We start from the raw sequence: 22,078 nt of genomic DNA on the forward strand, positions 1-22,078 counted from the left end.
CAGGGGTGTGCCGATGACCCTCGTCGCGTTCTGGTTCGTCGTCCTCGCGGTGGTGTGGACCGGGTTCCTGCTGCTCGAGGGGTTCGACTTCGGGGTGGGCATGCTGCACGGCGTGGTCGGGCGCGACGATGCCGGGCGCGACCTCGCGGTCCACACGATCGAGCCGGTGTGGGACGGCAACGAGGTGTGGCTCGTCGTGACCGCCGCCGTGACCTTCGCGGCCTTCCCGGTCTGGTACGCGACGATGTTCTCGGCCTACTACCCGGTCATGGTCGTGGTGCTGGTCGCGCTGATCCTGCGCGGGGTGTCCTTCGAGTTCCGGTCCCACTCGGCGTCCGCGCGGGCCAGGGCGTTCTGGGGCGGCGCGCTCGCCGGCGGGAGCCTGGTGGTCCCGCTCGGCCTCGGCATCGTGCTCGGCGGGCTGCTCGCGGGGGTGCCGATCGACTCCGCCCAGGAGTTCGTGGGAGGCGCCGGGGACCTGTTCCCGGCGTACGCGCTGATGACGGGGGCCACGGTCGTCCTGGTGTGCCTGGTCCACGGCGCCGTGTTCCTCGCCCTGCGGACCACCGCCGACCTCCGTCGGCGTGCCCTCGGGATCGCCCGGGCGCTCGCCCCGGTGGTCGCCGTCGTCGTGACGGCATGGGCCGCGTGGACGCGCGTCACGGCCAGGGACGGGGTGCTGCTGTCGGTGGCCGAGTTCGCCGCGATCCTCGCGGCGATCACGGCGGCCGCGTTCGTCCACGTCCGGCGCGAGGGGCTCGCGTTCGCCGCCACCGCCACGACCATGGCGGCGATGACGGCGTCGATCTTCTCCGAGCTGTACCCGCGGGTGATGGTGTCCAGCCTGGGCCCGGCGAACGACCTCACCACCACGAACACCGCGTCCGCCTCGTACGCGCTGACGGTCATGACCGTGGTCCTGGCCGTCCTGCTCCCCGTCGTGCTGCTCTACCAGGCCTGGACCTACCACGTGTTCCGCGCCCGGCTCCGCGGGCCGGTGCCGACCCCACAGGTGCCGGCCGACGCCGGTTAGGGTCGGCGGGTGGCCCTGATCGACCTGCACACCCACTCGACCGTCTCCGACGGCACCGAGACCCCCGAGGAGCTGGTCGCCACGGCGGCCGCAGCGGGTGTCACGACGCTCGCGCTCACCGACCACGACACCACCGGCGGATGGGGCCGGGCCGCCGCCGTGCTGCCCCGCGGGATGCGGCTCGTGCGCGGGGCCGAGTTCTCCTGCGTGAGCCCCACCGGCCGCCCGGAGACCCCCGGCGACAGGGCGACCGTGTCGGTCCACCTCCTCGGGTACCTGTTCGACCCGGAACACCCCGCGATCGTCGCCGAGCAGCGGCGGCTGGTGGCCGAGCGCGTCGAGCGGCTGCGGAAGATGGCCCGCAACGTCGCCGCCGACTACCCACAGCTCGACGCCGACCGCGTGTTCGACCAGGTCCCCGAGGGCACCACGCCGGGCCGCCCGCACCTGGGCCGCGCCCTGGTCGCGGCGGGGGTGGTCGAGTCGGTGAACGAGGCCTTCGCCAGCATCCTGCGCACCGGCAGCAAGTACTACGAGCCGAAGACCGACACGCCGGTCGAGCGGGCCGTCGAGATGATCGTCGAGGCGGGTGGGGTGGCGGTGTTCGCGCACCCGCTGGCCCGCCGGCGCGGCCGCGTCATCGAGACCTCGGTGCTGGCCGACCTGGCCCGGATCGGGCTCACCGGCGTCGAGGTCGACCACCCCGACCACGACCCCGCCGACCGGGAGCTGCTGCGGGGCGTCGCGGCCGATCTGGGCCTCGTCCCGACCGGGTCCAGCGACTTCCACGGCACCAACAAGACCACCCCGATCGCCGCCGAGACGACCGCCCCGGAGGCCCTCGAGGAGCTGCTGGCCAAGGCCACCGGCGCCGACGTGCTCGAGGGCGCCTGAGCGGGGGCCGGCCCCGCCCGGCCGGTACCGTGACGCGGTGCCCGGTTCCTCCTCCCGCGCCGCCGGGAGCGGCGCACAGCTCGGCTTCGACGACCTGCTCGACGACTCCCTCGACGACACCGCACTGCCCGCCGGAGCCGCCCGGGAGGCCGCCCGCTGGGCCCGGCCGCTGGTCCGGGTCACCCCCGCCCGGCTGTCCACCTGGGAGTCCTGCCCGCGGCGCTACCGGCTGACGTACGTCGAGAAGCCGACGCCGCCGCGCGGCGGCCCGCGGGCGGCGAGCACGCTCGGCGCCGTCGTGCACCTCGCGCTCCGGGCGTTGTACCTGCGTCCCGCCCGGGAGCGGACCCCGGACCAGGCCGGCGCGCTCGTCGACCGCAACTGGTCCGGTGAGGGCTTCCGCGACACCGCGCAGGAGGCGGAGTACCGCGGCCGTGCGCGCGGCTGGGTGGCCGACTACGTCGCCGAGCACGTCGAGGGCAGGCCGGACCCGCTCGGCGTCGAGCGCTGGGTCTCGGCGCCGACCTCCGCGATCGTCGCCGAGGGCCGGGTGGACCGGATCGACGGGGACGCGACCGCCGCCGTGATCGTGGACTACAAGACCGGGCGGCGGGTCCCCGAACCCGGCGACGCGCGGGACTCGGCCGCGCTCGCCCTCTACGCCCTCGGTGCCGCGCGCACGCTGCGCCGGGACTGCCGGCGGGTCGAGCTGCACCACCTGCCGACCGGCCGGGTCGCCGTCTGGGAACACGACGAGGCGTCCCTCGCCGGGCACCGGGAGCGGGCCGAGCGGGGCGCCCTCGAGGCCGCCGACGCCGCCGACGCGCTCGCCGCGGGCGGGGACGCCGACGCCCTCTTCCCGCCGCGGCCGGGCTCCCGGTGCGCCGCCTGCGACGTGCGCCGGCACTGCCCCGAGGGGCAGGCGGTCGGTCCGGCCGCCGCGCCGTGGGACGGCCTGGTCCCGTGACGGCGGCGCGGGCCCGGGCGCGCCGGGAGCGAGGCCTGCCCGGACGGGCGCTGCGCGGGATCTCCGGGGTCCTCGCCGCGGGGCTGGTCGGGCTCTTCGTGGTGCTGCTGGCGGGGTGGGCCTTCACCACCCGGACCGGGTCGGCGGGCCCGGGCACGGGCATGCTCGTGGGCCACGGCCTGGCCGCGGCCGCCGCCGTCGTGGCGCAGGTGGTGGCGGACCGACGGGACGGGCGCGGCGGCGCCCTCGCCGCCTGGCTCGTGGTCGCGATCGCCGCCGCGGTGCTCGGAGGGTACTGGCTGTTCTGAGCGGCTCGTGCCGGTCACCCGCGTTCCGTCGACGGCCCGTGCGAGGCCGCACCGGGCGTGCACGGCCGACTCGTTCCGCCGATCGCGTCCGAGCGCGGCGGCGCCCCTCCCGGCTGAGCCCGGCGGGCGCGGCGATCGGGCGGCTGCCGGCGTTCGGTGCCGGTGCCCTGGCAGGCGGGCGGCGATGATCCGAACGCGCTTCGCCGGGGCCGGGTACGCGAGCGCCCCGCACGGGCGGGGGCCGCGCGGGGCGCATCGGGTCACCGGGCCGTCGTGCGCGACCACCTGCAGCCCGGTGTGGCGCAGGGGAGGCGGGGTCAGGCGGCCGGGGCCGAGACCGAGGGCGGGGCGGGGATGCTGTTCAGGTCGTCGACCAGCTGGTTCGTGGCCTGGAACATCACGACCACGCCGTAGATCCCCAGCGCGAGGCCGATCGCGGACAGCGCGACACCGATCGTCGTGCCGACCGTGTTGGTGGCCCGGCCCTTGCGGAGCCGGCCGACGCCGGCGAGGCCGAGGGCCAGGCCGACGATTCCGAGGACGACCGCGACGAACCCGGTGAGCGGGACCAGACCGAACAGGATCGCGATCGGGCCGAGGATCACCGCGGCGAGGCCGAGGCCGTTGCGGGCCTCCCGGACCGGGGCCGCGGCGGGCACCGGGGCCCACGCCGCCGGCGCGGGAGCGGGCATCACGCCGGGGATCGCACCGGGCATCGCGCCTGGCACCTCGGGCACGGCGCCGGCCTCCGGAGCCGCCATCACTGCCGGGCCGGCGGCGTACGGCGCAGGCGGCGCACCCGTGGCGACGAACGGCCGGGCCGGCGACGCCGCGGGGTACTGCCCGGTGGCGTGCGGCAGCGCGGGCCGCGGCGGGTACGGCATGGCCGGGCGCACCCGCGCTCCGGACCGCGCCGCTGCGAGGAGTGGCGTCTCCGCGCTCGTCGTCGGCGCCGCCGCCTCCACCGCTGCCGGACGCGGTGCTGCGGAGGTGGGTCGCGCGGAGGTGGGCCGGGCGTGCCGGCCGGTGACCCAGGCACCGGTCGAGGTGGCCGGGCGGGAGGTGGTGTCGGGGGCGGCGTGCCGACCCGAGGGGGCGGGGGAGTACCGGAACGAGGTGGTCACGCTGCTCTCATCGGCCGTCTCCGCTGCTCCGTTTCGGCCAGTGCGGCGGCATCGTCATTCTTGAGGACGCGCGCACCCCTCTCGACGCCGGCCACCGGCTCCTCGACACCGGGCTGCGCAGCTGGGACCAGGACCCGGAGGCCGCCGAGGAGTTCCGAGCTACGCCGGCCGCAGCGCGACCAGCTCGCTGCCGCGCTGCTCGTAGAGCATCCCGCCCTGCGCGGCGAGCAGGACCTTCCCGGAGTACCCGCCGCGGTCGACCGGGATCGTCCGCTCGACCGTGCCGCGGAGCGGGTCGACGACGGCGATCCCGGCCGGGACGGGAACCAGCCAGGCGCCGGCGTAGGACGTGCCCGGACCGAGCGTGCCGCGCAGCGTCCAGACGGGCGCGAGCCCCGTCCGGTCGAGCGCGACCGTGCGCGAGCCGCTCCACCAGTAGGTGCGGGCGGTGTCGCTCGCGGTGGCGCCGATCCCGTCGGCGGGCGGGGCGATCTCCGACTCCGGCACGTCGAGGCCGATCAGGCCCACCTGGTTGCCGCTGCGGTCGAGGATCTGCAGCTCGGGGGGCCCGGGCAGCAGCACGGCCTCCCGGTCGACCGACACCGCGAGCAGCTGCACGCCGCGGGCGGAGAGCTGGGTGGAGAACTCGACGTTCGGGGTGTCGGCGTCGCCGGACCCGTCGGGCCGTAGGACGGTGAGCCGGTCCCCGGTGTCGGCGGCACAGTTCTCGATCACGCCGAGCCGCCCGCCGCCCAGCGCCAGCGAGGTGTAGGTGCAGCCCGGGCGCGGCTGGCGGCCCGGCTGGGCGGGCGCGACGACGGCGCCGTACTGCGCGGTCGTGACCAGGTCCGACCGCATGGTCTCGAGGTAGTCCCGGCTGTTCGCCGCCACCACGCTGCCGGAGGCGAGCAGCCGCGCCCCGGGCCGGACGTCGAGGTTCGCGGCCGGGCCGCGGGTGCCGAGGTCCGCGTCGAGGGCGGTCAGCTCGCTGCACCACTCGCCCGAGCCGTCCTGGTAGAGCGCGAGCGCCCGGCCGAAACCCTCGGCGACGGTGCACAGCGGGCGGTCCCGCGCGTACCGCCAGCGCTCGACCCCCGTACTCGCGTCCCGCCCGACGACGGTGCTGCCGTCGGCCGTCACGACGCCCGGACCGGCGACGACGGGCACCGGCGCGGCGCCGCTGGGCGCGCGCCAGGCCTCGCCGAACCCGACCGGCACGGCGGCGGCCGCCGCGGGCGCGGTACCCGGTGTGGTGGCCGGGACGGACTCGGTCTCGGCGGCCGGGCTGTGCGTGCCGTACACGACGGCGACGACGACCAGCACGAGAACGAGGAACGCCGCCGCCGCGAGATCCCCGCGGCGGCGGCGTACCGGAACGTCTCGTCGGGCGCGCAGCACCCGGCCGAACCTACCGGCGGCTCAGCTCGCCGCGGCGTCCGGCTCGGCGCGCTCGGCGCCGGCCTCGGTGGTGGCGGCGGTGTCGCCGGGGCGGCGGCGGCCCCCGCGGCGACGGCGGCGGCGCGGCTTGGCCGGGCCCTCGCCGTCCGTGTCGGTGGCGGCCGACCCGACCTCGCCGACCTCGGCCGACGCGTCGGCGGGCTCGTCGCCGTCGGCGACGGCGGGACGGGCCCCGGCCGGGCCCGCGACCGGGACGCCGTTGCGGCGCCGGGTGCGCTGGCGCTCGCGGCGCGGCTTCGCCGTCCGCTCCTCACGGGCCTTGCGCTTGCGGCTGCCGTTGTCGCCCTCGGTGTCGACGTACTCGGCGTCGAGCCCTGCGCGGGTGCGCTTGCTCAGCGGCAGCCGCCCGGTGACGTCCGTGGGGACGTCGAGGTCGGTGTAGAGGTGGTCCGAGGTGGAGTAGGTCTCGACCGGCTCGTCGATGCCCAGGCTCAGCTCCTCGGAGACGAGCTTCCACCGCGGGATCTCGTCCCAGTCGACGAGGGTGACGGCCACGCCCTCCTTGCCGGCGCGGCCGGTGCGGCCGATCCGGTGGACGTAGGTCTTGGTGTCCTCGGGGCACTGGTAGTTGATGACGTGCGTGACGTCGGTGACGTCGATGCCGCGGGCCGCGACGTCCGTGGCCACCAGCACGTCGACCTTGCCGGAGCGGAACGCGCGCAGCGCCTGCTCGCGGGCGCCCTGGCCCAGGTCGCCGTGCACAGCCGCGGCGGCGAACCCGCGCTCGGCCAGGTCGTCGGCGACGCGCTGCACGGTGCGCTTGGTGCGGGCGAAGATCATCGTCAGGCCGCGCTCGCGGGCCTGCAGCACCCGGGTGACCAGCTCGACCTTGTCCATCGCGTGCGCGCGGTAGACGAACTGCTTGGTGCGCTCGTGCACCGAGCCCTGGTCCGCCTCCTCCGCCCGGATGTGCGTGGGGCGGGTGAGGAAGGTGCGGGACAGCTGGATGATCGGGCCCGGCATGGTGGCCGAGAAGAGCATGGTGTGCCGCTCGTCCGGCAGCATCCGCATGATCCGCTCGACGTCGGGCAGGAAGCCCAGGTCGAGCATCTCGTCGGCCTCGTCGAGGACCAGGGCCTTGACCCGGCCGAGCACGAGGTGGCGCTGCTCGGCGAGGTCGAGCAGCCGGCCGGGCGTGCCGACGACCACGTCGACGCCCTTGCGCAGGGCGGCGAGCTGCGGCTCGTAGGCCCGCCCGCCGTAGATGGCGGTGACCCGGATGCCCAGGTGCTTGCCGGCGTCGGCCAGGTCCTGGGCGACCTGCACGCACAGCTCGCGCGTCGGGACGACGACGAGGGCCTGCGGGACGTCCTTCTCCCGGTCCGCCGTCTCGCCCTCGGCGGTGGCGGCGGGCTGCTCGGACGGCGGGGTGACGCGCTGCAGCAGCGGGACGCCGAAGCCCAGCGTCTTGCCCATGCCGGTGCGGGCCTGGCCGATCACGTCCTCGCCGGCGAGCGCCAGCGGGAGGGTGAGCTCCTGGATGGCGAAGGTGCGCTCGATGCCGGCCTCGGCCAGCGCCTGCACGATCTCGGGACGGACGCCCAGCTCGGCGAAGGTGGGGGCCTCGGGCTTCACCGGGGCGCCCGCCTTGAGCGGGTGCGCCTCCTCGGTGGCCACGGCGTCGACGGTCTCGGCCGGCTCGCCCGCCGCGGGGTCGGTGTTCGGTTCGGTGTTCTCGGGGGTCTCGTTCTGGACGGACAGTGAAATCGCCTCTCTCCGCGTACAGAATCCCTGCACCGGCTCGTCGACCACACGCTCGGGGAGCCGCGTGGGAGAGCCGTCGAGGCGCTGTACGCACCAGGTCGTGTGCGCGCCGGTGAGTCGGGCGCCCGGTGGCGCCGACCCGTTACCCGGCGGGTGTCGCAGTCGGTCCGCGCGGCGCACCGGTGCTCCACGACCACTCCGGGTCACGGGCCGATCTGCTGCGCGCACGTGCATCATACCCCGGAGGTGCCTCCCCGGTCAGCTCCGGCGTCGTCACGCCGGGGTGATGTGCACCGCCGACGGGCGGGCGCCCCGGCCGCAAGGCTAGGCTCGGCGACCATGACGGGCGAGGCCGCGGACGGCGCCGGGGACACGGTCGGAACCGGTGCGAACGCTGGTCACACGCATCTCGACGCCACCTCGCGGGCAGCCGTCGTCGACCTGCTGGGGGCGCTCGCGTACGGGGAGCTCTCCGCCTTCGACCGCCTCGCCGAGGACGCCCGCACCGCGCCCACGCTGACCGGGCGCGCCGCGCTGTCGGCGATGGCCGCGGCCGAGATGGGGCACTTCCGGCTGCTCGAGGACCACCTGCGCGGGCTGGACGTGGCGGTCGAGGAGGCCATGGCGCCGTTCGTCGCGGGGGTCGACGCCTACCACGCCACCACCCGGCCGCGGACCTGGCTGGAGTCGCTGGTCAAGGCGTACGTGGGCGACGGGCTGGCGGCCGACTTCTACCGCGAGGTCGCCGGCTGGGTCGACCCGGCCACGGCGGACCTGGTCCGCGCGGTGCTCGCCGACACCGGGCACAGCGCCTTCGCCGAGCGCGAGGTGCACGCGGCCTGCGCGACGAACCGGCAGGTTCGGGACCGGCTGGCGCTGTGGGGCCGCCGGCTGCTCGGCGAGGCCGTCACCCAGGCGCAGCACATCGTGGCCGAGCGGGACGAGCTCGCGGACTTCATCGTGCGCGGTTCCGGCGACATCGCGGGCATCGGCGCGCTGATCAAGCGCCTGCAGAGCAACCACGGCAAGCGGATGTCGGCGCTCGGGCTCTCCTGAGCCGTTCGCCCCTGGCGGACTCGGCAGGGGCGCGGGGCGGCGCTCGACTAGCCTGGGCCGCGCCGGTTGGCCCCCACGCCCGCCGGGAAGGCAGAGACAGTCCATCCACCCGCACGTCACCTGGAGGTCCCCGGTGGAGGTCAAGATCGGCATCGCGGAGAGCCCGCGGGAGCTCGTGGTGTCCAGCGACCAGACGTCGGACGAGGTCGAGAAGCTCGTCGGCGAGGCGCTCAAGTCCGGCGACGGCACGCTGACGCTCGTCGACGACAAGGGGCGCAAGTACGTGGTCCCCTCCGCCCGGATCTCCTACGTCGAGATCGCGCCGTCCTCGGCGACCCGGGTCGGCTTCGGCACCTGAGCCGCACACGACCGCGAACGGCACCCCCGCCACCCGCGGGGGTGCCGTTCGCGTGTTCCGGCCTCAGTCCGTCGCGGGCGCCGGCGGCTCGTCGAGCGGGAACGGCGGGGTGCCGCGGCCGGTGAGCCGGTAGCGCTCCCACAGGTCGACGTCGCCGATCCGCCCCTGCGCCCGGCCCCGCGGCGTGACGACGAGGACGTCGGCGGCCTTCCCGCCCAGCAGGGCCGAGAGCGCCTCGTTCCGGTCGACCCGGCCGAACCAGTGCACCCGCCCGTCGTGCGGCTCGGTGCGCGCCTCGACGCGGATCCGGACCTCGACGGGGGTGCCGTCGACGGTCAGGGTGGCCGGGCCGGCGTAGCCCTCCTCGTCGTGGTCGTGCGCCCCGGCCTCGGGGACGTGCACGGGGGTGAGCACCTGCTCAGGCGCCATCGCCTGCCTCCTTCGGAACCATCTGCAGCACGGGTGCGGGGTCGTTCCGTGTCTCGTCCGTGTCGTTGGCGTCGTCGGCGTCGTCGGCGTCGTCGGCGTCGCCGAGGATCCCGGCGGCCCCGTCCCAGATCAGCGCGGTGAGATAGCGGGTCAGGTCCTCGCGGCTCATCGTGCGGCGCTCGAGCCACCAGTCGCCGGCGCTCTGCACCATCCCGACCAGGCCGTGCGCCCAGGCCTCCGCGGCGCCGGAGTCCCGCCCGGCGAGGCGCAGCCGCGCCCCGATGAGCTGGGCCAGCAGCCGGGCGATCTGTTCGCGCACGTCCTCGACGATCTCCGTGCCGGGCTGACGCTCGGCCGGGTTGTGCACCACGAACCGCCAGAGCTCGGGCTCCTCCTCGATCCCGGCGAGGAACGCGTCGATGACGGCGGCGATCTGGTTCTGCGGCCCGGTGTCCGCGGCGAGGGCGGGCGCCATCCGCTCCATCAGCCACTCCGCGGCGCGCAGCCCGACGGCCCGCTGCAGGTCGGCGCGGTCCTCGAAGTACCGGTACAGCACGGGCTTGGTGATCCCGGCGCTCGCGGCCATCTCGGCCACCGACACGGCCGCGCCGTGCTCGCGGACGGCCGCCATGGCCGCCTCGACCATCTCCGCGCGGCGTCCGGCGCGGCGGTCGCGGGCGTTCCTCTTGACAGGTCCGTCGTTCTGCGGCACGTTACCAGTGGTAACAGTTACCGGCGGTAACAGCAAGCGTCTCGACGGAGAGGAGCGGGCGGGTGTCGCTCAGGAGGACCCGGGGCACGGTCCCGGCGGGAACACGGGTGCTGGTCACCGGTGCCGCGGGCGGGTTCGGTGCCCCGACGGTCGCGCGGTTGCGCGAACAGGGCGCGCGGGTGGTCGGCCTCGACCGGAGCGCGGGTGACGGTGTCCTCGCCTGCGACATCACCGACCCGCAGGCGGTGGACCGGGCCGTGGCGGAGGCGGTCCGGACCCTCGGCGGCCTCGACGCCCTCGTCCACTACGCGGGCATCGGCATCCCGAACGACGCCGGCGGCCCGCTCGAGCCCGACGCGCTGAAGGTCATCGACACGAACCTGCTCGGCGCCTGGCGGGTCACCAGCGCGGCGCTCCCGGCGCTGCTCGACGGGCCGGGCAGGGGCCGGGTGGTGTTCGTGGCCAGCGAGCTCGCCTACGTCACGCTGCCCTTCCTCTCGGCCTACAGCGTCGCGAAGCGCGGGATGTCGGCCTACGCCGACGCGCTGCGCCTCGAGTACGGCACCGCTCCGGACAGCACCGGCCTGCACGTCACCACCGTGTACCCGGGCTACGTGCGCACCCCGATCCACGAGGCCGGTCGCGAGGTCGGACTCTCGCTGGAGGGCCAGGTCCGCCGCGAGGAGGTCGAGGACATCGTGCGCACGGTCGTCGGGGCGCTCGCCGCGCCGAGGCCGCCGCGCGACACCGCCGGCACCCTGGCCGGCCGGGCCGAGCTGTGGGTCGGCCGGCACGCGCCGGGGCTCCTGGGCCGCGCCGTCGTCCGCCGCATCCGGCAGCAGGCCGCCGCGGGACGCTTCGACTCCTCGCCGGTCGCCGCCGGCCTGATCCGCCGGTTCACCGGCCGGACCGTCCCCGCCGTCACGACCGCCGACCGCACCCCCGAGAGGAGCGCGTCATGACCGCCCCCGCCATGCGCAGGCCCGTGCAGGACCGCGAGGCCACCGCCGAGCGGCTGCTGAAGTCCTCGGTCGAGAAGTCCTACGAGCCGCACCTGGACATCGACTGGGACGCCCCGCTGGTCGACGGGCTGTGGGGGCTCCCCCCGCACCGGTCGTCGTTGTACGGCACCGCGCTGTGGGAGGGGCTCTCCGAGGAGCAGCGCCGCACGCTGACCGTCCACGAGGTGTGCAGCATCGCCCGGATCGGGCTGTGGTTCGAGATCATCCTGATGCAGATGCTGCTGCGCTACGCCTACGACCGCGACCCGCGGCGCGCGCACACCCAGTACGCGCTCACCGAGATCGCCGACGAGTGCCGGCACTCGATCATGTTCGCGAAGATGACCGAGCGCTACGGAGTCCCCGACTACGCGCCCGGCGGCCTCACCCACAACCTCGGTCGCGTGTTCAAGACGGTCGGCCAGGGCCCGGCGATGTTCGGCGGCACCCTGTTCGTCGAGGAGATCCTCGACCGCTTCCAGCGCGAGTCGATGCGCGACGAGACCGTGCAGCCGCTCACCCGCATGGTCAACCGGATCCACGTGACGGAGGAGGCCCGGCACGTCCGCTACGCCCGCGAGGAACTGCAGCGGATCATGCCGAAGACGAACCGGGCAGAGCGTGAGCTCGGCCGCTACCTCCTGGCGCGCATCGCCTTCGTCGTGGCCCGCAACCTGATCCACCCGGACGTCTACAAGGCGGTCGGGATCGACCCCGAGGTCGGCCGCACGGCCGCGCTGGCCAACCCGCACTGGCAGGACTCGCTGCGCTGGTCGGCGGCCAAGTGCGTGGAGTTCCTGCGCGACCAGGGCCTGGTGGGCGGCCCGACGGAGCTGCTGTGGAAGAAGGCGCACCTCGTATGACCACCCGGACCGCGCAGGCCGCCGACGGCACCCCGCTGCACGTCGTCGAGTCCGGCCGGCCCGACGCCCCGGTCACGGTGGTGCTCGCGCACGGCTGGACCCTCGACGAGCGCTGCTGGGCGCCCGTCGCCGACTCGCTGTCCGTCGGCGACGTCCGGGTGGTCCGGTACGACCACCGCGGCCACGGCCGCTCCGGCGCCGTCGATCCCGCGACGATGACCCTCGACCAGCTGGCCGACGACCTGGCCGCGCTGATCGGGCAGGTCGCCCCGCACGGGCCGCTGGTGCTGGCCGGGCACTCGATGGGCGGCATGACCACCATGGCCCTGGCCGACCGCCATCCCGACCTGGCCCGGGAGCGGGTGGCGGGCCTGGCGCTCGTCGCCACGGCCAGCGGCGGACTCGGCGGGCAGACCTTCGGGATGCCGTCGGCGGCGTTCGAGCTGGTGCGGGCGGCGGAGAAGAAGCTGTACGCCTCGAAGGGCTGGTCCACGCGCCGCGCGCTGAGCCGGCACCCCACGCTCCTCTCGCCCGCCATGCGGTGGCTCCTGCTCGGGCCCCACGCGGGCAGGCAGGCCCTGCGGATCACCACGGCGTCGGTCTCCGCATGCCGGCCGCTGACCGTCTCCGGCTTCCGGCCCACGCTGGAGGCCCACGAGCGCGACGCCGCCCTGGCCCTGTACGCGCAGGTGCCCACGCACGTCATGGTCGGGACGCGGGACCGGCTCACCCCGCCGCGGTACGCGCGGCGGATCCGGGAGGGCCTGCCCTCGGCGCAGCTGACGGTGTTCCCCGACGCCGGGCACATGCTGCCCGTCGAGCGCACCGCCGGGGTGGCGGGCCGGATCGCGGCGCTGGCGCGGACCGCGGCGGGAACGCGGGCCGCCTGATCGTCGTCCGGTCGGCGCGGCGCCCGGCGTGCCCCCGCCGGCGCCGAGCCGGTCGGGCGGCCCGACCGGCGGCCGCCCCAGGGCTCTCGGGGCGGCCGCCCGGGCCCGTGTCGAGCCCCGGCGTGCCCGCGTGCCCCGGTCGTCGGCCCCGATCGTCGGCCCCGATCGTCGGCCCCGGTCGTCAGGTTCGGTTGTCAGGCCCGGTCGTCAGGCCTGGTCGTGGACCAGCGGGAAGCCCGCCAGGCCCTTCCACGCGAGCGCGGACATCAGCGCGACCGCCTCGTCCCGCGGGATCGTCTGCTCGGAGTCGAGCCAGTACTGCGCGGTGACCTGGCTCAGCCCGACGAGGCCGACGGCCAGCAGCCGGGCCCGCTCGCCGTCGAGGCCCGCGTCCTCGGTCACCACCGCCGCGACGGCGTCGATGCACTTGGTCAGGGCGCCGTCGACCAGCGCCGCGGCCTCCGGCTCGCCGCGCAGGTCGGACTCGAAGACCAGCCGGTAGGCGTGGCCCTCGCCGGCCACGAAGTCGAAGTAGGCCGCCACCGCGGCGTGCACGCGCTCGCGGTTGTCCTGGGTGCGGTTGATGGCCTCGCGGACCCGGTTGACCAGCTCGTCCGCATAGGTCGTGAGGAGCGCCCGGTAGAGCTCGAGCTTGCCGGGGAAGTGCTGGTAGAGGACCGGCTTGCTGACGCCGGCCTTCTCGGCGATGTCGTCCATCGCCGCCGCGTGGTAGCCCTGTGCCGCGAACACGTCCCGCGCGGCCACCAGGAGCTGGGCCCGGCGGGCGCTCCGCGAGAGCCGGGTTCCGCGCGCAGGGACGTGGGGCGCTCCGGACGCCGTCGCTGCCGCCTCGCTCATCGTGCTCCCCTTCGGTACCGCTGTCGTGCCGGGTCACCTTACCCGTGGGTAGCCACGAATGCGGGATGGCGCGGGTGGCGAAACGTGCGTGGCGTCACCGCCGGGTGTCGACCTCGGGTGGGGCGTGCCCGGGCACGACGCTGCGGAAACCGCGCAACCGGAGGCTGTTGGCCACCACGAACACGGAGCTGAACGCCATCGCGGCGCCCGCGATCATCGGGTTCAGCAGGCCCAGTGCGGCCAGCGGCAGGGCCGCCACGTTGTAGGCGAAGGCCCAGAACAGGTTGCCCCGGATCGTGCCCAGGGTGCGGCGGGCCAGCCGGATCGCGTCGACCGCCGCGAGCAGGTCGCCCCGGACGAGGGTGAGGTCGCTCGCCTCGATCGCGACGTCCGTGCCGGTGCCCATGGCGAGCCCGAGGTCGGCGGTGGCGAGGGCGGCGGCGTCGTTGACCCCGTCGCCCACCATGGCGACCGTGCGGCCCTCGGCCTGCAGCCGGCGCACGGCCGCGACCTTGTCCTCGGGGAGCACGTCGGCGATGACGTCGGCCGGAGCGATGCCGGCCTCCTCGGCGACGGCGCGGGCGGCGGCCTCGTTGTCCCCGGTCAGCAGGATCGGGGTGAGCCCGAGACCGCGCAGCCGCCGCACCGCCTCGGCGCTGGTCGGCTTGAGCGAATCGGCGACGACGAGCACGCCGCGCGCCAGCCCGTCCCAGCTCACGCACACCGCGGTGCGCCCGGCCGCCTCCGCCCGCTCGCGGGCCTCGACCAGCTCCGGGGGCAGCTCGATGCCGTACTCGGCGAGCAGCGCGGGTCGCCCGACCAGGACGGCGTGGGCCACGATCCGGCCGGTGCCGCCGGCCGGGGTGACGGGGGAGGTGCCGGTGGCGGCGCGGACGGGTGCCGGCAGGCCGGGGAGCTGCGCGAGCTCGGCGACCACGCCCTGCACGCCGAGCCCGGCCCGGTTCTCGAAGTCCGAGACGCCGGGCAGGCCGCCGAAGCGCTCCCGCGCTGCCGCCACGACCGCCCGCGCGACCGGGTGCTCGGAACCGTCCTCGACCGCGGCGGCCAGCCGCAGCACGTCGTCCACGGACTCCCGGCCGGCGGGGTGCACCTCGAGCAGACGCATCCGCCCGCTCGTCACCGTGCCGGTCTTGTCCAGCACGACGGTGTCGACGCGGCGGGTGGACTCGAGGACCTCCGGGCCCTTGATGAGCACGCCCAGCTGCGCGCCGCGCCCGGTCCCGACCAGCAACGCGGTGGGGGTGGCCAGGCCCAGCGCGCACGGGCAGGCGATGATCAGCACCGCGACGGCGGCGGTGAACGCGGCCGTGGCGCCGCCCCCGCTGCCCAGCCAGAACCCGAGGGTGCCGACGGCCAGCGCGATCACGATCGGCACGAACACCCCGGAGATCCGGTCGGCCAGCCGCTGCACGGCGGCCTTCCCGTTCTGCGCCTCCTCGACGAGTGCCGCCATCCGGGCCAGCTGGGTGTCGGCGCCGACCCGGGTGGCCCGCACGACCAGCCGGCCACCGGAGTTCACGCAGCCGCCGACCACCGCGGAGCCGGGCGCGACCTCGGCCGGCACGGCCTCGCCGGTGATCATCGAGACGTCGACGGCCGACGTCCCCTCCTCGACCTCGCCGTCCGTCGCCACCTTCTCGCCGGGCCGGACCACGAACCGGTCGCCGACCTTCAGCTGCTCGACGGGCACCCGCACCTCGGCGTCCCCGCGGAGCACCGAGACCTCGCGGGCGCCGAGCTCCAGGAGGGCGCGCAGGGCGGCCCCGGCGGTGCGCTTGGAGCGGGCCTCGAAGTACCGGCCCGCCAGGATGAAGGTGGTGACGCCGGCGGCGACCTCGAGGTAGATCGCGTCCGCGCCGCCGCCCCGGGCCACGGTGAGCTCGAAGGGATGCCGCATGCCCGGGACGCCGGCCCCGCCCCACAGCAGCGCGTACAGCGACCAGGCCAGCGCGGCGAGCGTGCCCAGGGAGACGAGCGTGTCCATGGTCGCGGCGCCGTGCCGCAGGTTCGTCCAGGTCGCCCGGTGGAAGGGCAGCGCCCCCCACACGACGACGGGCGCGGCGAGCGTCAGCGAGATCCACTGCCAGGAGGTGAACTGCAGGGCCGGGACCATCGCGAGCACGATCACCGGGACGGCGAGCACCGCGCTGACGACCAGCCGGTCCCGCAGGTCCCGGGCGTGCCGCGCGGCCGGGTCCTCGCGCTGCTCCTCGGCGGCCGGCGGGGCGGGCAGCTCGGCGCTGTACCCCGCGGCCTCGACGGTCGCGACCAGCTCCTCCGGCGTGACGCCGCCGGGATAGCTGACCGTGGCCTTCTCGGTCGCGTAGTTCACCGAGGCCGTGACCCCGGCCATCTTGTTGAGCTTGCGCTCGACCCGGTTGGCGCAGGACGCGCACGTCATCCCGCCGATCGCGAGCTCGATCCGCAGGTCGGGCCCGGTCCCGGCGGCGGGGCCCGGGGTGGTCGGAGCGCTCATCGGGCACCTCCCGAGGTGGTCGCGACGGCACCGGTCGTCGGCACGGTGAAGTCCACGGTGTGGACCTCGCCGGCGTGCCGGAAACGCAGGAAGAGACGGTAGGTCCCCTCCGTCGGCACCGTGGTGGTGAAGGCGATGCCGGGGCCGGACCGGTCCCCGGGTTCCGCACGGGTCTGGGCCGTGACCGGGTTGTAGGCGAGGTCGCCGGCGCGCAGCGCGACGAGGTCACCGAAGGCGCCGCGGTCGGGCTCGAGGTCGGTGACCGCCCGCCCGTCGAGGCTGACCGTCGCGAAGATCGCGGACTCGGCGCCTGCGCGCAGGTCGCCGTCGATCCGGACCTGGTAGCCGCCGACCTGCGCGGCGCGCGCGGGCGGGAACTCGAGCGGCGCGAAGTCGCCCGGTGCGGAGACGTCCGTGCCCAGCACCGTGGGGGTGCCGTCGACGGGGGTGAAATCGGCGAGGACCCGCCACGTCCCGGCCGTGGGCACTCGGACGGGCGCGCTCCAGGTGCCGTCGGGGGCCATCTCGGGGTAGACGACCTGCAGGCCCGCGCCGTCCCGGCGGACCACGAGCAGGCGCAGCGGCGCGCCGTCGGCACGCGCGGCGTAGGTGGTGACCGCTTGGCCGTCGGGCCCGGTGATCGCGAACGTGAGGTCGGTCGGGCGCCCGGTGGTGAGTGCCGTGGTGGTCGGGACCAGCGTGTACCCGTCCGTGCTGGCGCTCAGGCCGGTCGTGTCGGGCAGGGTGCCCTGCGCGTCGGCCGTGCCCATCTCGCCGGTGCCCATCTCGCCGGTGCCCATGCCGGCGTGGGCGTCGGCCGGAGCCGTGGCCGTGGCCGTCGCCGCGGCGGGAGCGGCAGGGGAGAGAGCGGGTCGGGCGAGGGAGCCCGCGCCCCAGGCGGCGCCGAAGACCACGCCGAGAACCCCGACGTAGGCCCCGAGACGTACCGCCGTGAGCATGCCCTCGTCCTTCCGTCGACCCGTCCTCCGGTGCGGTCGAACATACCAGCGGGGGGTATCCGACGCCGGGCCGGGGGGCGGGGGTGGGAGGCGTCACGAGCGCCCTGACCAGGGTCGACGGCAGGGCTGTGGTTCGGGGTGGCCGGGATCGCGTCGTTCTTGTCATCCTCGAGACGTGGTTTCCCTCTCGCTGCCGCTCGTTCACCCGCGGTTCGCCCCGGCGCCGGGATCGCCGCGGGTGCCGGTGGGCGATCCCGGTGACCTCGCCGCCCTGCCGCCGCTGCCCGAGCACCTGCCGGCATGGCCCGGGCGGCACGTGACCGCGGGCGGCGTGACGCTGCACGTGCGGGAGACCCCGGGCGGGGGCGCCGTCGGCCAGGAGGCCGTCTACGTGCACGGGCTCTCCGGCTCGGCCACCAACTGGACCGATCTCGCGGGCCTGCTCGCGCCGCGGGCCGCGGGGACCGCGGTCGACCTGCCGGGGTTCGGCTACACCGAGCCGGTGCCCTCCTGCGACTACACGCCCGCGGCGCACGCGGACGCGCTGCTGTGCTGGTTGGCCGGCCGCGGCAGGCCGGTGCACCTGCTGGGCAACTCGCTGGGCGGGATCATCGCCGTGCTGGTCGCCGCCCGGCGTCCGGAGCTGGTCCGCACGCTCACCCTCGTCTCGCCCGCGATGCCGGACCGGCGGCCGGACCCGCGGCGGATGTCGGACCCGCGGATGGCGCTGGCGTGGATACCCGGGCTCGGCAGCCGGGCGCGGGCCCAGCTGGCCGCCATGACGCCGCGGGCGCGCGCCGAGGCGACGATGCGGCTGTGCTTCGGCGACCCCACCCGGGCCACGGACGTCCGGCTCGACGAGACCGCGCAGGAGATCGCCGACCGGGGCCGGCAGCCGTGGGCGGGGCAGGCGATCGACCGGTCGGCGTTCGGGATGTTCCGCAGCTGGATGGGCCCCCACCTGTGGCGCGCGGCCGCCCGCGTCCCGGTGCCCACGCTGGTGGTCTGGGGCGACCGGGACCGGCTCGTCGCGCCCCGGCTGGCCGCGCGGACCGCCCGCACCTTCCCCGACGGGCGCCTGGTGATGCTCGAGGGCGTGGGTCACATCGCGCAGATCGAGACCCCGGACCGCGTCGCCGCTGCGGTCGCGGCGTTCTGGGACGCGCTCGCGGATGGGAACATGTCGGGCGACGAACGTGTTGCGGCAAGGGACCGCTGAAGACTCGCAGGGAGTTGTGGACATGGCGCTACCGCCGCTCGTGGAGCCGGCCGCCGAACTGACCAAGGACGAGGTGGAGCGCTACAGCCGCCACCTGATCATCCCGGACGTCGGGATGGACGGCCAGAAGCGGTTGAAGAACGCGAAGGTGCTGGTCGTGGGCGCCGGCGGGCTCGGCTCGCCCGCCCTGCTGTACCTGGCCGCCGCCGGCGTGGGCACGCTCGGGATCGTCGAGTTCGACGAGGTCGACTCGTCCAACCTGCAGCGCCAGATCATCCACGGCCAGTCGGACGTCGGGCGCCCGAAGGCCGAGTCCGCACGGGACTCCGTCAAGGAGGTCAACCCGTACGTCGAGGTGCGCCTGCACCAGACGCGGCTGGACTCGTCCAACGTGCTGGACATCTTCGCCGACTACGACCTGATCCTGGACGGCACGGACAACTTCGCCACCCGGTACCTGGTGAACGACGCCGCGGTGCTGGCCGGCAAGCCGTACGTGTGGGGCTCGATCTTCCGGTTCGAGGGCCAGGCCTCGGTGTTCTGGGAGGACGCCCCGAACGGGCTGGGCCTCAACTACCGCGATCTCTACCCCGAGCCGCCGCCCCCCGGCATGGTTCCGTCCTGCGCCGAGGGCGGCGTTCTGGGCGTGCTGTGCGCGTCGATCGGCTCGATCATGGTCAACGAGGCCATCAAGCTGATCACGGGCATCGGTGAGCCGATCCTCGGCCGGTTGGTCATCTACGACGCCCTCGAGATGACCTACCGCCAGGTCAGGATCCGCAAGGACCCGGACACCCCGAAGATCACCGAGCTGATCGACTACGAGGCGTTCTGCGGGACCGTGTCCGAGGACGCGCAGCAGGCCGCCGCGGGCAACACGATCACCGCCCTCGAGCTCAAGGAGATGATGGACGCGGGCAAGGACTTCGCGCTCATCGACGTCCGCGAGCAGAACGAGTGGGACATCGTGAACATCCCCGGCGCGACGCTCATCCCGAAGGGCCGGATCCTGTCGGGCGAGGCGCTGTCCGAGCTGCCGCAGGACAAGCCGATCGTCCTGCACTGCAAGTCGGGCGCCCGCTCCGCCGAGGCCCTGGCCGTGCTGCACAAGGCCGGTTTCGCCGACGCCGTGCACGTCGGCGGGGGCGTGCTCGCCTGGGTCAAGCAGGTCGAGCCGGACAAGCCGTCCTACTGACCTTCCTCCGCACAAGGCCCGCACCGCCCGGCCCGGTTTTCACCGGACCGGGCGGTGTGGTGTGTCCGGGGCTTTTCGGGGGTCCGTCCGGCGTCGCGGACCGTGACCGACGCGCGGCGACCGGGTGCCTGCCGCCGGTGGATCGGAGCAGCTCCGGCGCGGCCCGCTGACGGGCCGTGAGCGTCGTCCCTCCGATGAGGACGGTCCCCGGGGCGTCCGCCCGTAGCATCTCGTCCCCAACGGCGAGTGATCATCCGTCGGGGGCCGAGGGGGTGTCGGGTGGTGGGGGACGACGCTGGTGCAGGGCCGTCCGATGTGGTCTGCGCACTCCCCGGCTGCGGCGCGCTCCTCGAGCCCGTCGCCGGCCGGCCGGCCCGGAAGTACTGCTCGACGGCGCACCGCGCGGCCATGCGACGACTGCGCCGGGCGGCCGCGCACGCCGCAGAGGACCCGCGGGTGGTGGAGACCCTGCCGTGGCTGCGGGAGCCGGACCCGGCCGTCTCACCGGGGTCGCCGCCGTCGGCACCCGAGGTGCCTCCGGCGCGGCCCGTAGCACCGGTTCCGACCGGCCGGTCGCGGTGGACGCGGATGCTCGTGCGCCGTCGCCGGGCCGTCGCGGTCCTGGCGGCCACGGCCGTGCTCCTCGGCGGGTACGCGCTGACGGTGGCGTCGTCGACCGGGCAGGCGTCGCGGGAGGTCGTCGCGGGGCCGACGTCGACGGAGCAGTGGGCGAGCCGTGCCGAACTGCTGCTCGTCGGGGTGAACCGGCAGCTCGACGTGCTCGCGCGGACCGAACGGGCGTGGAACGACAGCGAGGCGGCCCGGTCCGGCACCGCGCCCGCCGCGGTGCGGCGGCTCCAGCAGCGCCGCCAGCTCCTCGAGCGGCAGCGGGCGACGCTGCAGGCCCAGCTGGAGAGCTACCGCGAGCTCGAGCGCAGCGCCGACGAGCTGGAGCGCGCCGAGGCACGGCTCGCCGCGATCGAGAAGCTGCTGGGCGAGGACCCCGCCGGCGACCAGGCCTGGTCGAGCGCCCTCGCGGCGCAGCGCGACCTGCGGGTCCGGCAGCGCGACGGCCTCCGCCAGCAGGTCGCCGCGCTGCGCACCGGCGTCGACGCCGCCTCCCGCGCCCCGCTGCCCGACCCGGCGGTCGAGGAGGCCCGCACCGACCGCGTCTCCGCCGACGTGCTCGACGCGGCCGCGGACCGGCCCGCACCGGCTCCGGCGTCCGGGCTGCACACCCAGCCCCCGGTCGCGCAGGCCCGGGACGAGGAGGAGGACCGGCCCGCCGCCGTCGTCGGGACGAGTGGGCCGCCGGACCCGCGGGGCCCGATCGACGAGACCGCGGAGCGGTACCGCAACCGCTCGGGCGGTGCGGTGCGGGCGGCCGGCGACACGGTCGGGTCCGGCGGGCGCACGGCCGGGCGCGCCGTCGGGTCCGCCGGGCGCGGCGCCGGTGACGGGGTCGGCCGGGCCGGGCGAGCGGCAGGTGACGGCGTCGGTCGGACCGGGGAGGGCGCGGGGGAGGCCGTCGGCTCTGTCGGCCGGGCGGCCGGGGCCGGGCCCGTGGGCGAGAGCGCCGGACGGGCCGTCGGGTCCGGGGGTCGCGGGGCGGGGAAGGCCGTCGGCGAGGTCGGGGAGGGCGGCGACGAGGCGGTCGGCGCCACCGCCGAGGGCGCAGGCGAGGGCGTCGGGGCGACGGCGACCGGGACCGGGAACGCCCTCGGCGAGGCCGGGCGGGGCCGTGCCGACGAGGCCGTCGGCGCGCTGTCCGAGGGCGCCGGCGAGGGCGTCGGTGCGGTGGGCTCGGGCGCGTCGGACGGCGCGGACGCCCTCGGCTCCGCCGCCGGTCGCGGCGCGGGCGCGGTGGCTGACGGGGGGAGCGACGTGGTCCGCGAGCTCGGCGGGGTCGCCGGAGCGGGCACGCGGGACGGCGGGGCGGCACCGCGTTCGTCGTCGGCGCCCGTCGACGAGACGCCCGGGCGGGAGCGGGAGGCGGAGGTGCCCGCCGTGTCGCCCTTCGCCGGTGCCGTCGACGGTGTGCCCGGAACGAGTCGAACGGAGCGGTCGCCTGTCGCCTCGCCTCTCGCGGCTGCCGCCGGGGCTGCCGCGATGTCCCCGGCGCTCGTCGGGGGACACTCGTCGGCTGCTGACGGGCCTGCTGTGTCGGCCCATCTCGGCGGGGACGCGCCTGCCGTGGAGTCGGGTGCCTCGTTGTCCGTGGCCGCCGCGCCCGCGCGGGCCGTTGCCGCGGCCCTCGACGCCGCGGCCGCCGCCGAGCCCACAGTGCCCTCGGTGGTCGAGGTGCCCGCTGAGGTGCTGGCCGCGGCCCTTGACGCGGCTGCGGTCGCCGCGCCTGCCGAGCCCGAGGGGTCCTCGGTGGTCGAGGTGCCCGCTGAGGTGTTGGCCGCGGCTCTCGATGCCGCTGCTGTTGCCGCGCCTGCCGCGATCGGAGCGCCCTCGATGGTCGCGGCACCTGCGCAGGTGCTCGGTGCAGCGGCGGTGGCGCCGGCGGGCGCGGGGCCTGTCGCCGCACCGGCCGGGCTCGAGGTCGGG

General features: G+C 76.0%; 19 protein-coding genes and 1 pseudogene. 12 read left to right on the forward strand and 8 right to left on the reverse strand.

Annotation, left to right across the window (positions count from 1 at the left end):
* The first annotated feature begins 13 nt into the window (after positions 1–13).
* The 4 genes from cydB to LWC35_RS33455 are packed head-to-tail and all read left to right on the forward strand — an operon-like array spanning position 14 to position 3,202.
* Positions 14–1,033 (forward strand): cytochrome d ubiquinol oxidase subunit II, encoded by a 1,020-nt coding sequence (cydB, locus tag LWC35_RS33440; protein ID WP_232874499.1) that lies wholly within the window; start codon positions 14–16, stop codon positions 1,031–1,033.
* Positions 1,034–1,042: 9 nt separating this feature from the next.
* Positions 1,043–1,927: a PHP domain-containing protein gene (locus tag LWC35_RS33445; protein WP_232874500.1), complete on the forward strand. Its 885-nt coding sequence runs from the start codon at positions 1,043–1,045 to the stop codon at positions 1,925–1,927.
* Between the two features lie 37 nt (positions 1,928–1,964).
* Entirely contained in the window at positions 1,965–2,894 is a 930-nt protein-coding gene (locus tag LWC35_RS33450) for a RecB family exonuclease (RefSeq protein ID WP_308194727.1), read from the forward strand.
* Complete coding sequence (locus tag LWC35_RS33455; RefSeq protein WP_232874501.1) at positions 2,891–3,202, forward strand: hypothetical protein; 312 nt, start codon at positions 2,891–2,893, stop codon at positions 3,200–3,202. Before LWC35_RS33450 ends, LWC35_RS33455 begins: the two co-directional genes overlap by 4 nt.
* A gap of 317 nt (positions 3,203–3,519) precedes the next feature.
* Here the strand turns inward: LWC35_RS33455 and LWC35_RS33460 are convergent, their stop codons facing one another.
* From LWC35_RS33460 to LWC35_RS33470, 3 genes are all read right to left on the reverse strand, one after another.
* Positions 3,520–4,326 (reverse strand): hypothetical protein, encoded by an 807-nt coding sequence (locus LWC35_RS33460; protein ID WP_232874502.1) that lies wholly within the window; start codon positions 4,324–4,326, stop codon positions 3,520–3,522.
* Positions 4,327–4,485: 159 nt separating this feature from the next.
* The gene (locus LWC35_RS33465; protein WP_232874503.1) at positions 4,486–5,724 is read right to left on the reverse strand and encodes an Rv3212 family protein; all 1,239 of its coding nucleotides are present in this window, start codon (positions 5,722–5,724) and stop codon (positions 4,486–4,488) included.
* 21 nt (positions 5,725–5,745) lie between these two features.
* On the reverse strand, positions 5,746–7,521 hold the full coding sequence (locus tag LWC35_RS33470) for a DEAD/DEAH box helicase (RefSeq protein WP_232874504.1): 1,776 nt from the start codon (positions 7,519–7,521) through the stop codon (positions 5,746–5,748).
* 306 nt (positions 7,522–7,827) lie between these two features.
* Between LWC35_RS33470 and LWC35_RS33475 the strand changes: the two genes are divergently transcribed.
* Both LWC35_RS33475 and LWC35_RS33480 read left to right on the forward strand, forming a co-directional pair.
* Complete coding sequence (locus LWC35_RS33475) at positions 7,828–8,544, forward strand: ferritin-like fold-containing protein (protein ID WP_232874505.1); 717 nt, start codon at positions 7,828–7,830, stop codon at positions 8,542–8,544.
* Between the two features lie 133 nt (positions 8,545–8,677).
* Positions 8,678–8,902, forward strand: a complete 225-nt coding sequence (locus LWC35_RS33480) for a DUF3107 domain-containing protein (protein ID WP_232874506.1) — start codon at positions 8,678–8,680, stop codon at positions 8,900–8,902.
* 63 nt (positions 8,903–8,965) lie between these two features.
* Here LWC35_RS33480 and LWC35_RS33485 read toward each other — a convergent pair whose 3' ends face one another.
* Both LWC35_RS33485 and LWC35_RS33490 read right to left on the reverse strand, forming a co-directional pair.
* Entirely contained in the window at positions 8,966–9,331 is a 366-nt protein-coding gene (locus LWC35_RS33485; RefSeq protein ID WP_232874507.1) for a DUF4873 domain-containing protein, read from the reverse strand.
* On the reverse strand, positions 9,321–10,043 hold the full coding sequence (locus LWC35_RS33490; protein WP_232874508.1) for a TetR family transcriptional regulator: 723 nt from the start codon (positions 10,041–10,043) through the stop codon (positions 9,321–9,323). The genes LWC35_RS33485 and LWC35_RS33490 overlap by 11 nt, the downstream gene beginning before the upstream one ends.
* 62 nt (positions 10,044–10,105) lie before the next feature.
* Here LWC35_RS33490 and LWC35_RS33495 point away from each other — a divergent pair, with 62 nt between their 5' ends.
* The 3 genes from LWC35_RS33495 to LWC35_RS33505 are packed head-to-tail and all read left to right on the forward strand — an operon-like array spanning position 10,106 to position 12,797.
* On the forward strand, positions 10,106–11,005 hold the full coding sequence (locus LWC35_RS33495) for an SDR family NAD(P)-dependent oxidoreductase (protein WP_232874509.1): 900 nt from the start codon (positions 10,106–10,108) through the stop codon (positions 11,003–11,005).
* Positions 11,002–11,907, forward strand: coding sequence for an AurF N-oxygenase family protein (locus LWC35_RS33500; RefSeq protein WP_232874510.1), 906 nt, complete (start codon positions 11,002–11,004; stop codon positions 11,905–11,907). The genes LWC35_RS33495 and LWC35_RS33500 overlap by 4 nt, the downstream gene beginning before the upstream one ends.
* Entirely contained in the window at positions 11,904–12,797 is an 894-nt protein-coding gene (locus LWC35_RS33505; protein ID WP_232874511.1) for an alpha/beta fold hydrolase, read from the forward strand. Before LWC35_RS33500 ends, LWC35_RS33505 begins: the two co-directional genes overlap by 4 nt.
* Positions 12,798–13,004: 207 nt before the next feature.
* Here LWC35_RS33505 and LWC35_RS33510 read toward each other — a convergent pair whose 3' ends face one another.
* From LWC35_RS33510 to LWC35_RS33520, 3 genes are all read right to left on the reverse strand, one after another.
* Positions 13,005–13,655, reverse strand: a complete 651-nt coding sequence (locus LWC35_RS33510) for a TetR/AcrR family transcriptional regulator (RefSeq protein WP_232874512.1) — start codon at positions 13,653–13,655, stop codon at positions 13,005–13,007.
* Positions 13,656–13,749: 94 nt separating this feature from the next.
* On the reverse strand, positions 13,750–16,152 hold the full coding sequence (locus LWC35_RS33515; protein ID WP_232874513.1) for a heavy metal translocating P-type ATPase: 2,403 nt from the start codon (positions 16,150–16,152) through the stop codon (positions 13,750–13,752).
* Positions 16,149–17,111: a DUF8832 domain-containing protein gene (locus LWC35_RS33520; protein WP_232874514.1), complete on the reverse strand. Its 963-nt coding sequence runs from the start codon at positions 17,109–17,111 to the stop codon at positions 16,149–16,151. Before LWC35_RS33520 ends, LWC35_RS33515 begins: the two co-directional genes overlap by 4 nt.
* Positions 17,112–17,286: 175 nt before the next feature.
* On the opposite strand from LWC35_RS33520, the gene LWC35_RS33525 reads away from it, so the two are divergent.
* The 3 genes and pseudogenes from LWC35_RS33525 to LWC35_RS33535 all read left to right on the forward strand — a co-directional run.
* Positions 17,287–18,330: an alpha/beta fold hydrolase gene (locus LWC35_RS33525; RefSeq protein WP_232874515.1), complete on the forward strand. Its 1,044-nt coding sequence runs from the start codon at positions 17,287–17,289 to the stop codon at positions 18,328–18,330.
* A 22-nt stretch (positions 18,331–18,352) separates the two neighbouring features.
* Positions 18,353–19,525, forward strand: coding sequence for an adenylyltransferase/sulfurtransferase MoeZ (gene moeZ / locus LWC35_RS33530; RefSeq protein WP_232874516.1), 1,173 nt, complete (start codon positions 18,353–18,355; stop codon positions 19,523–19,525).
* 588 nt (positions 19,526–20,113) lie between these two features.
* A pseudogene (locus tag LWC35_RS33535) lies at positions 20,114–22,078 on the forward strand (hypothetical protein); the annotation flags it as partial.

Origin of the sequence: Pseudonocardia kujensis (assembly GCF_021283305.1) — a bacterium.
GTDB lineage: Bacteria > Actinomycetota > Actinomycetes > Mycobacteriales > Pseudonocardiaceae > Pseudonocardia > Pseudonocardia kujensis.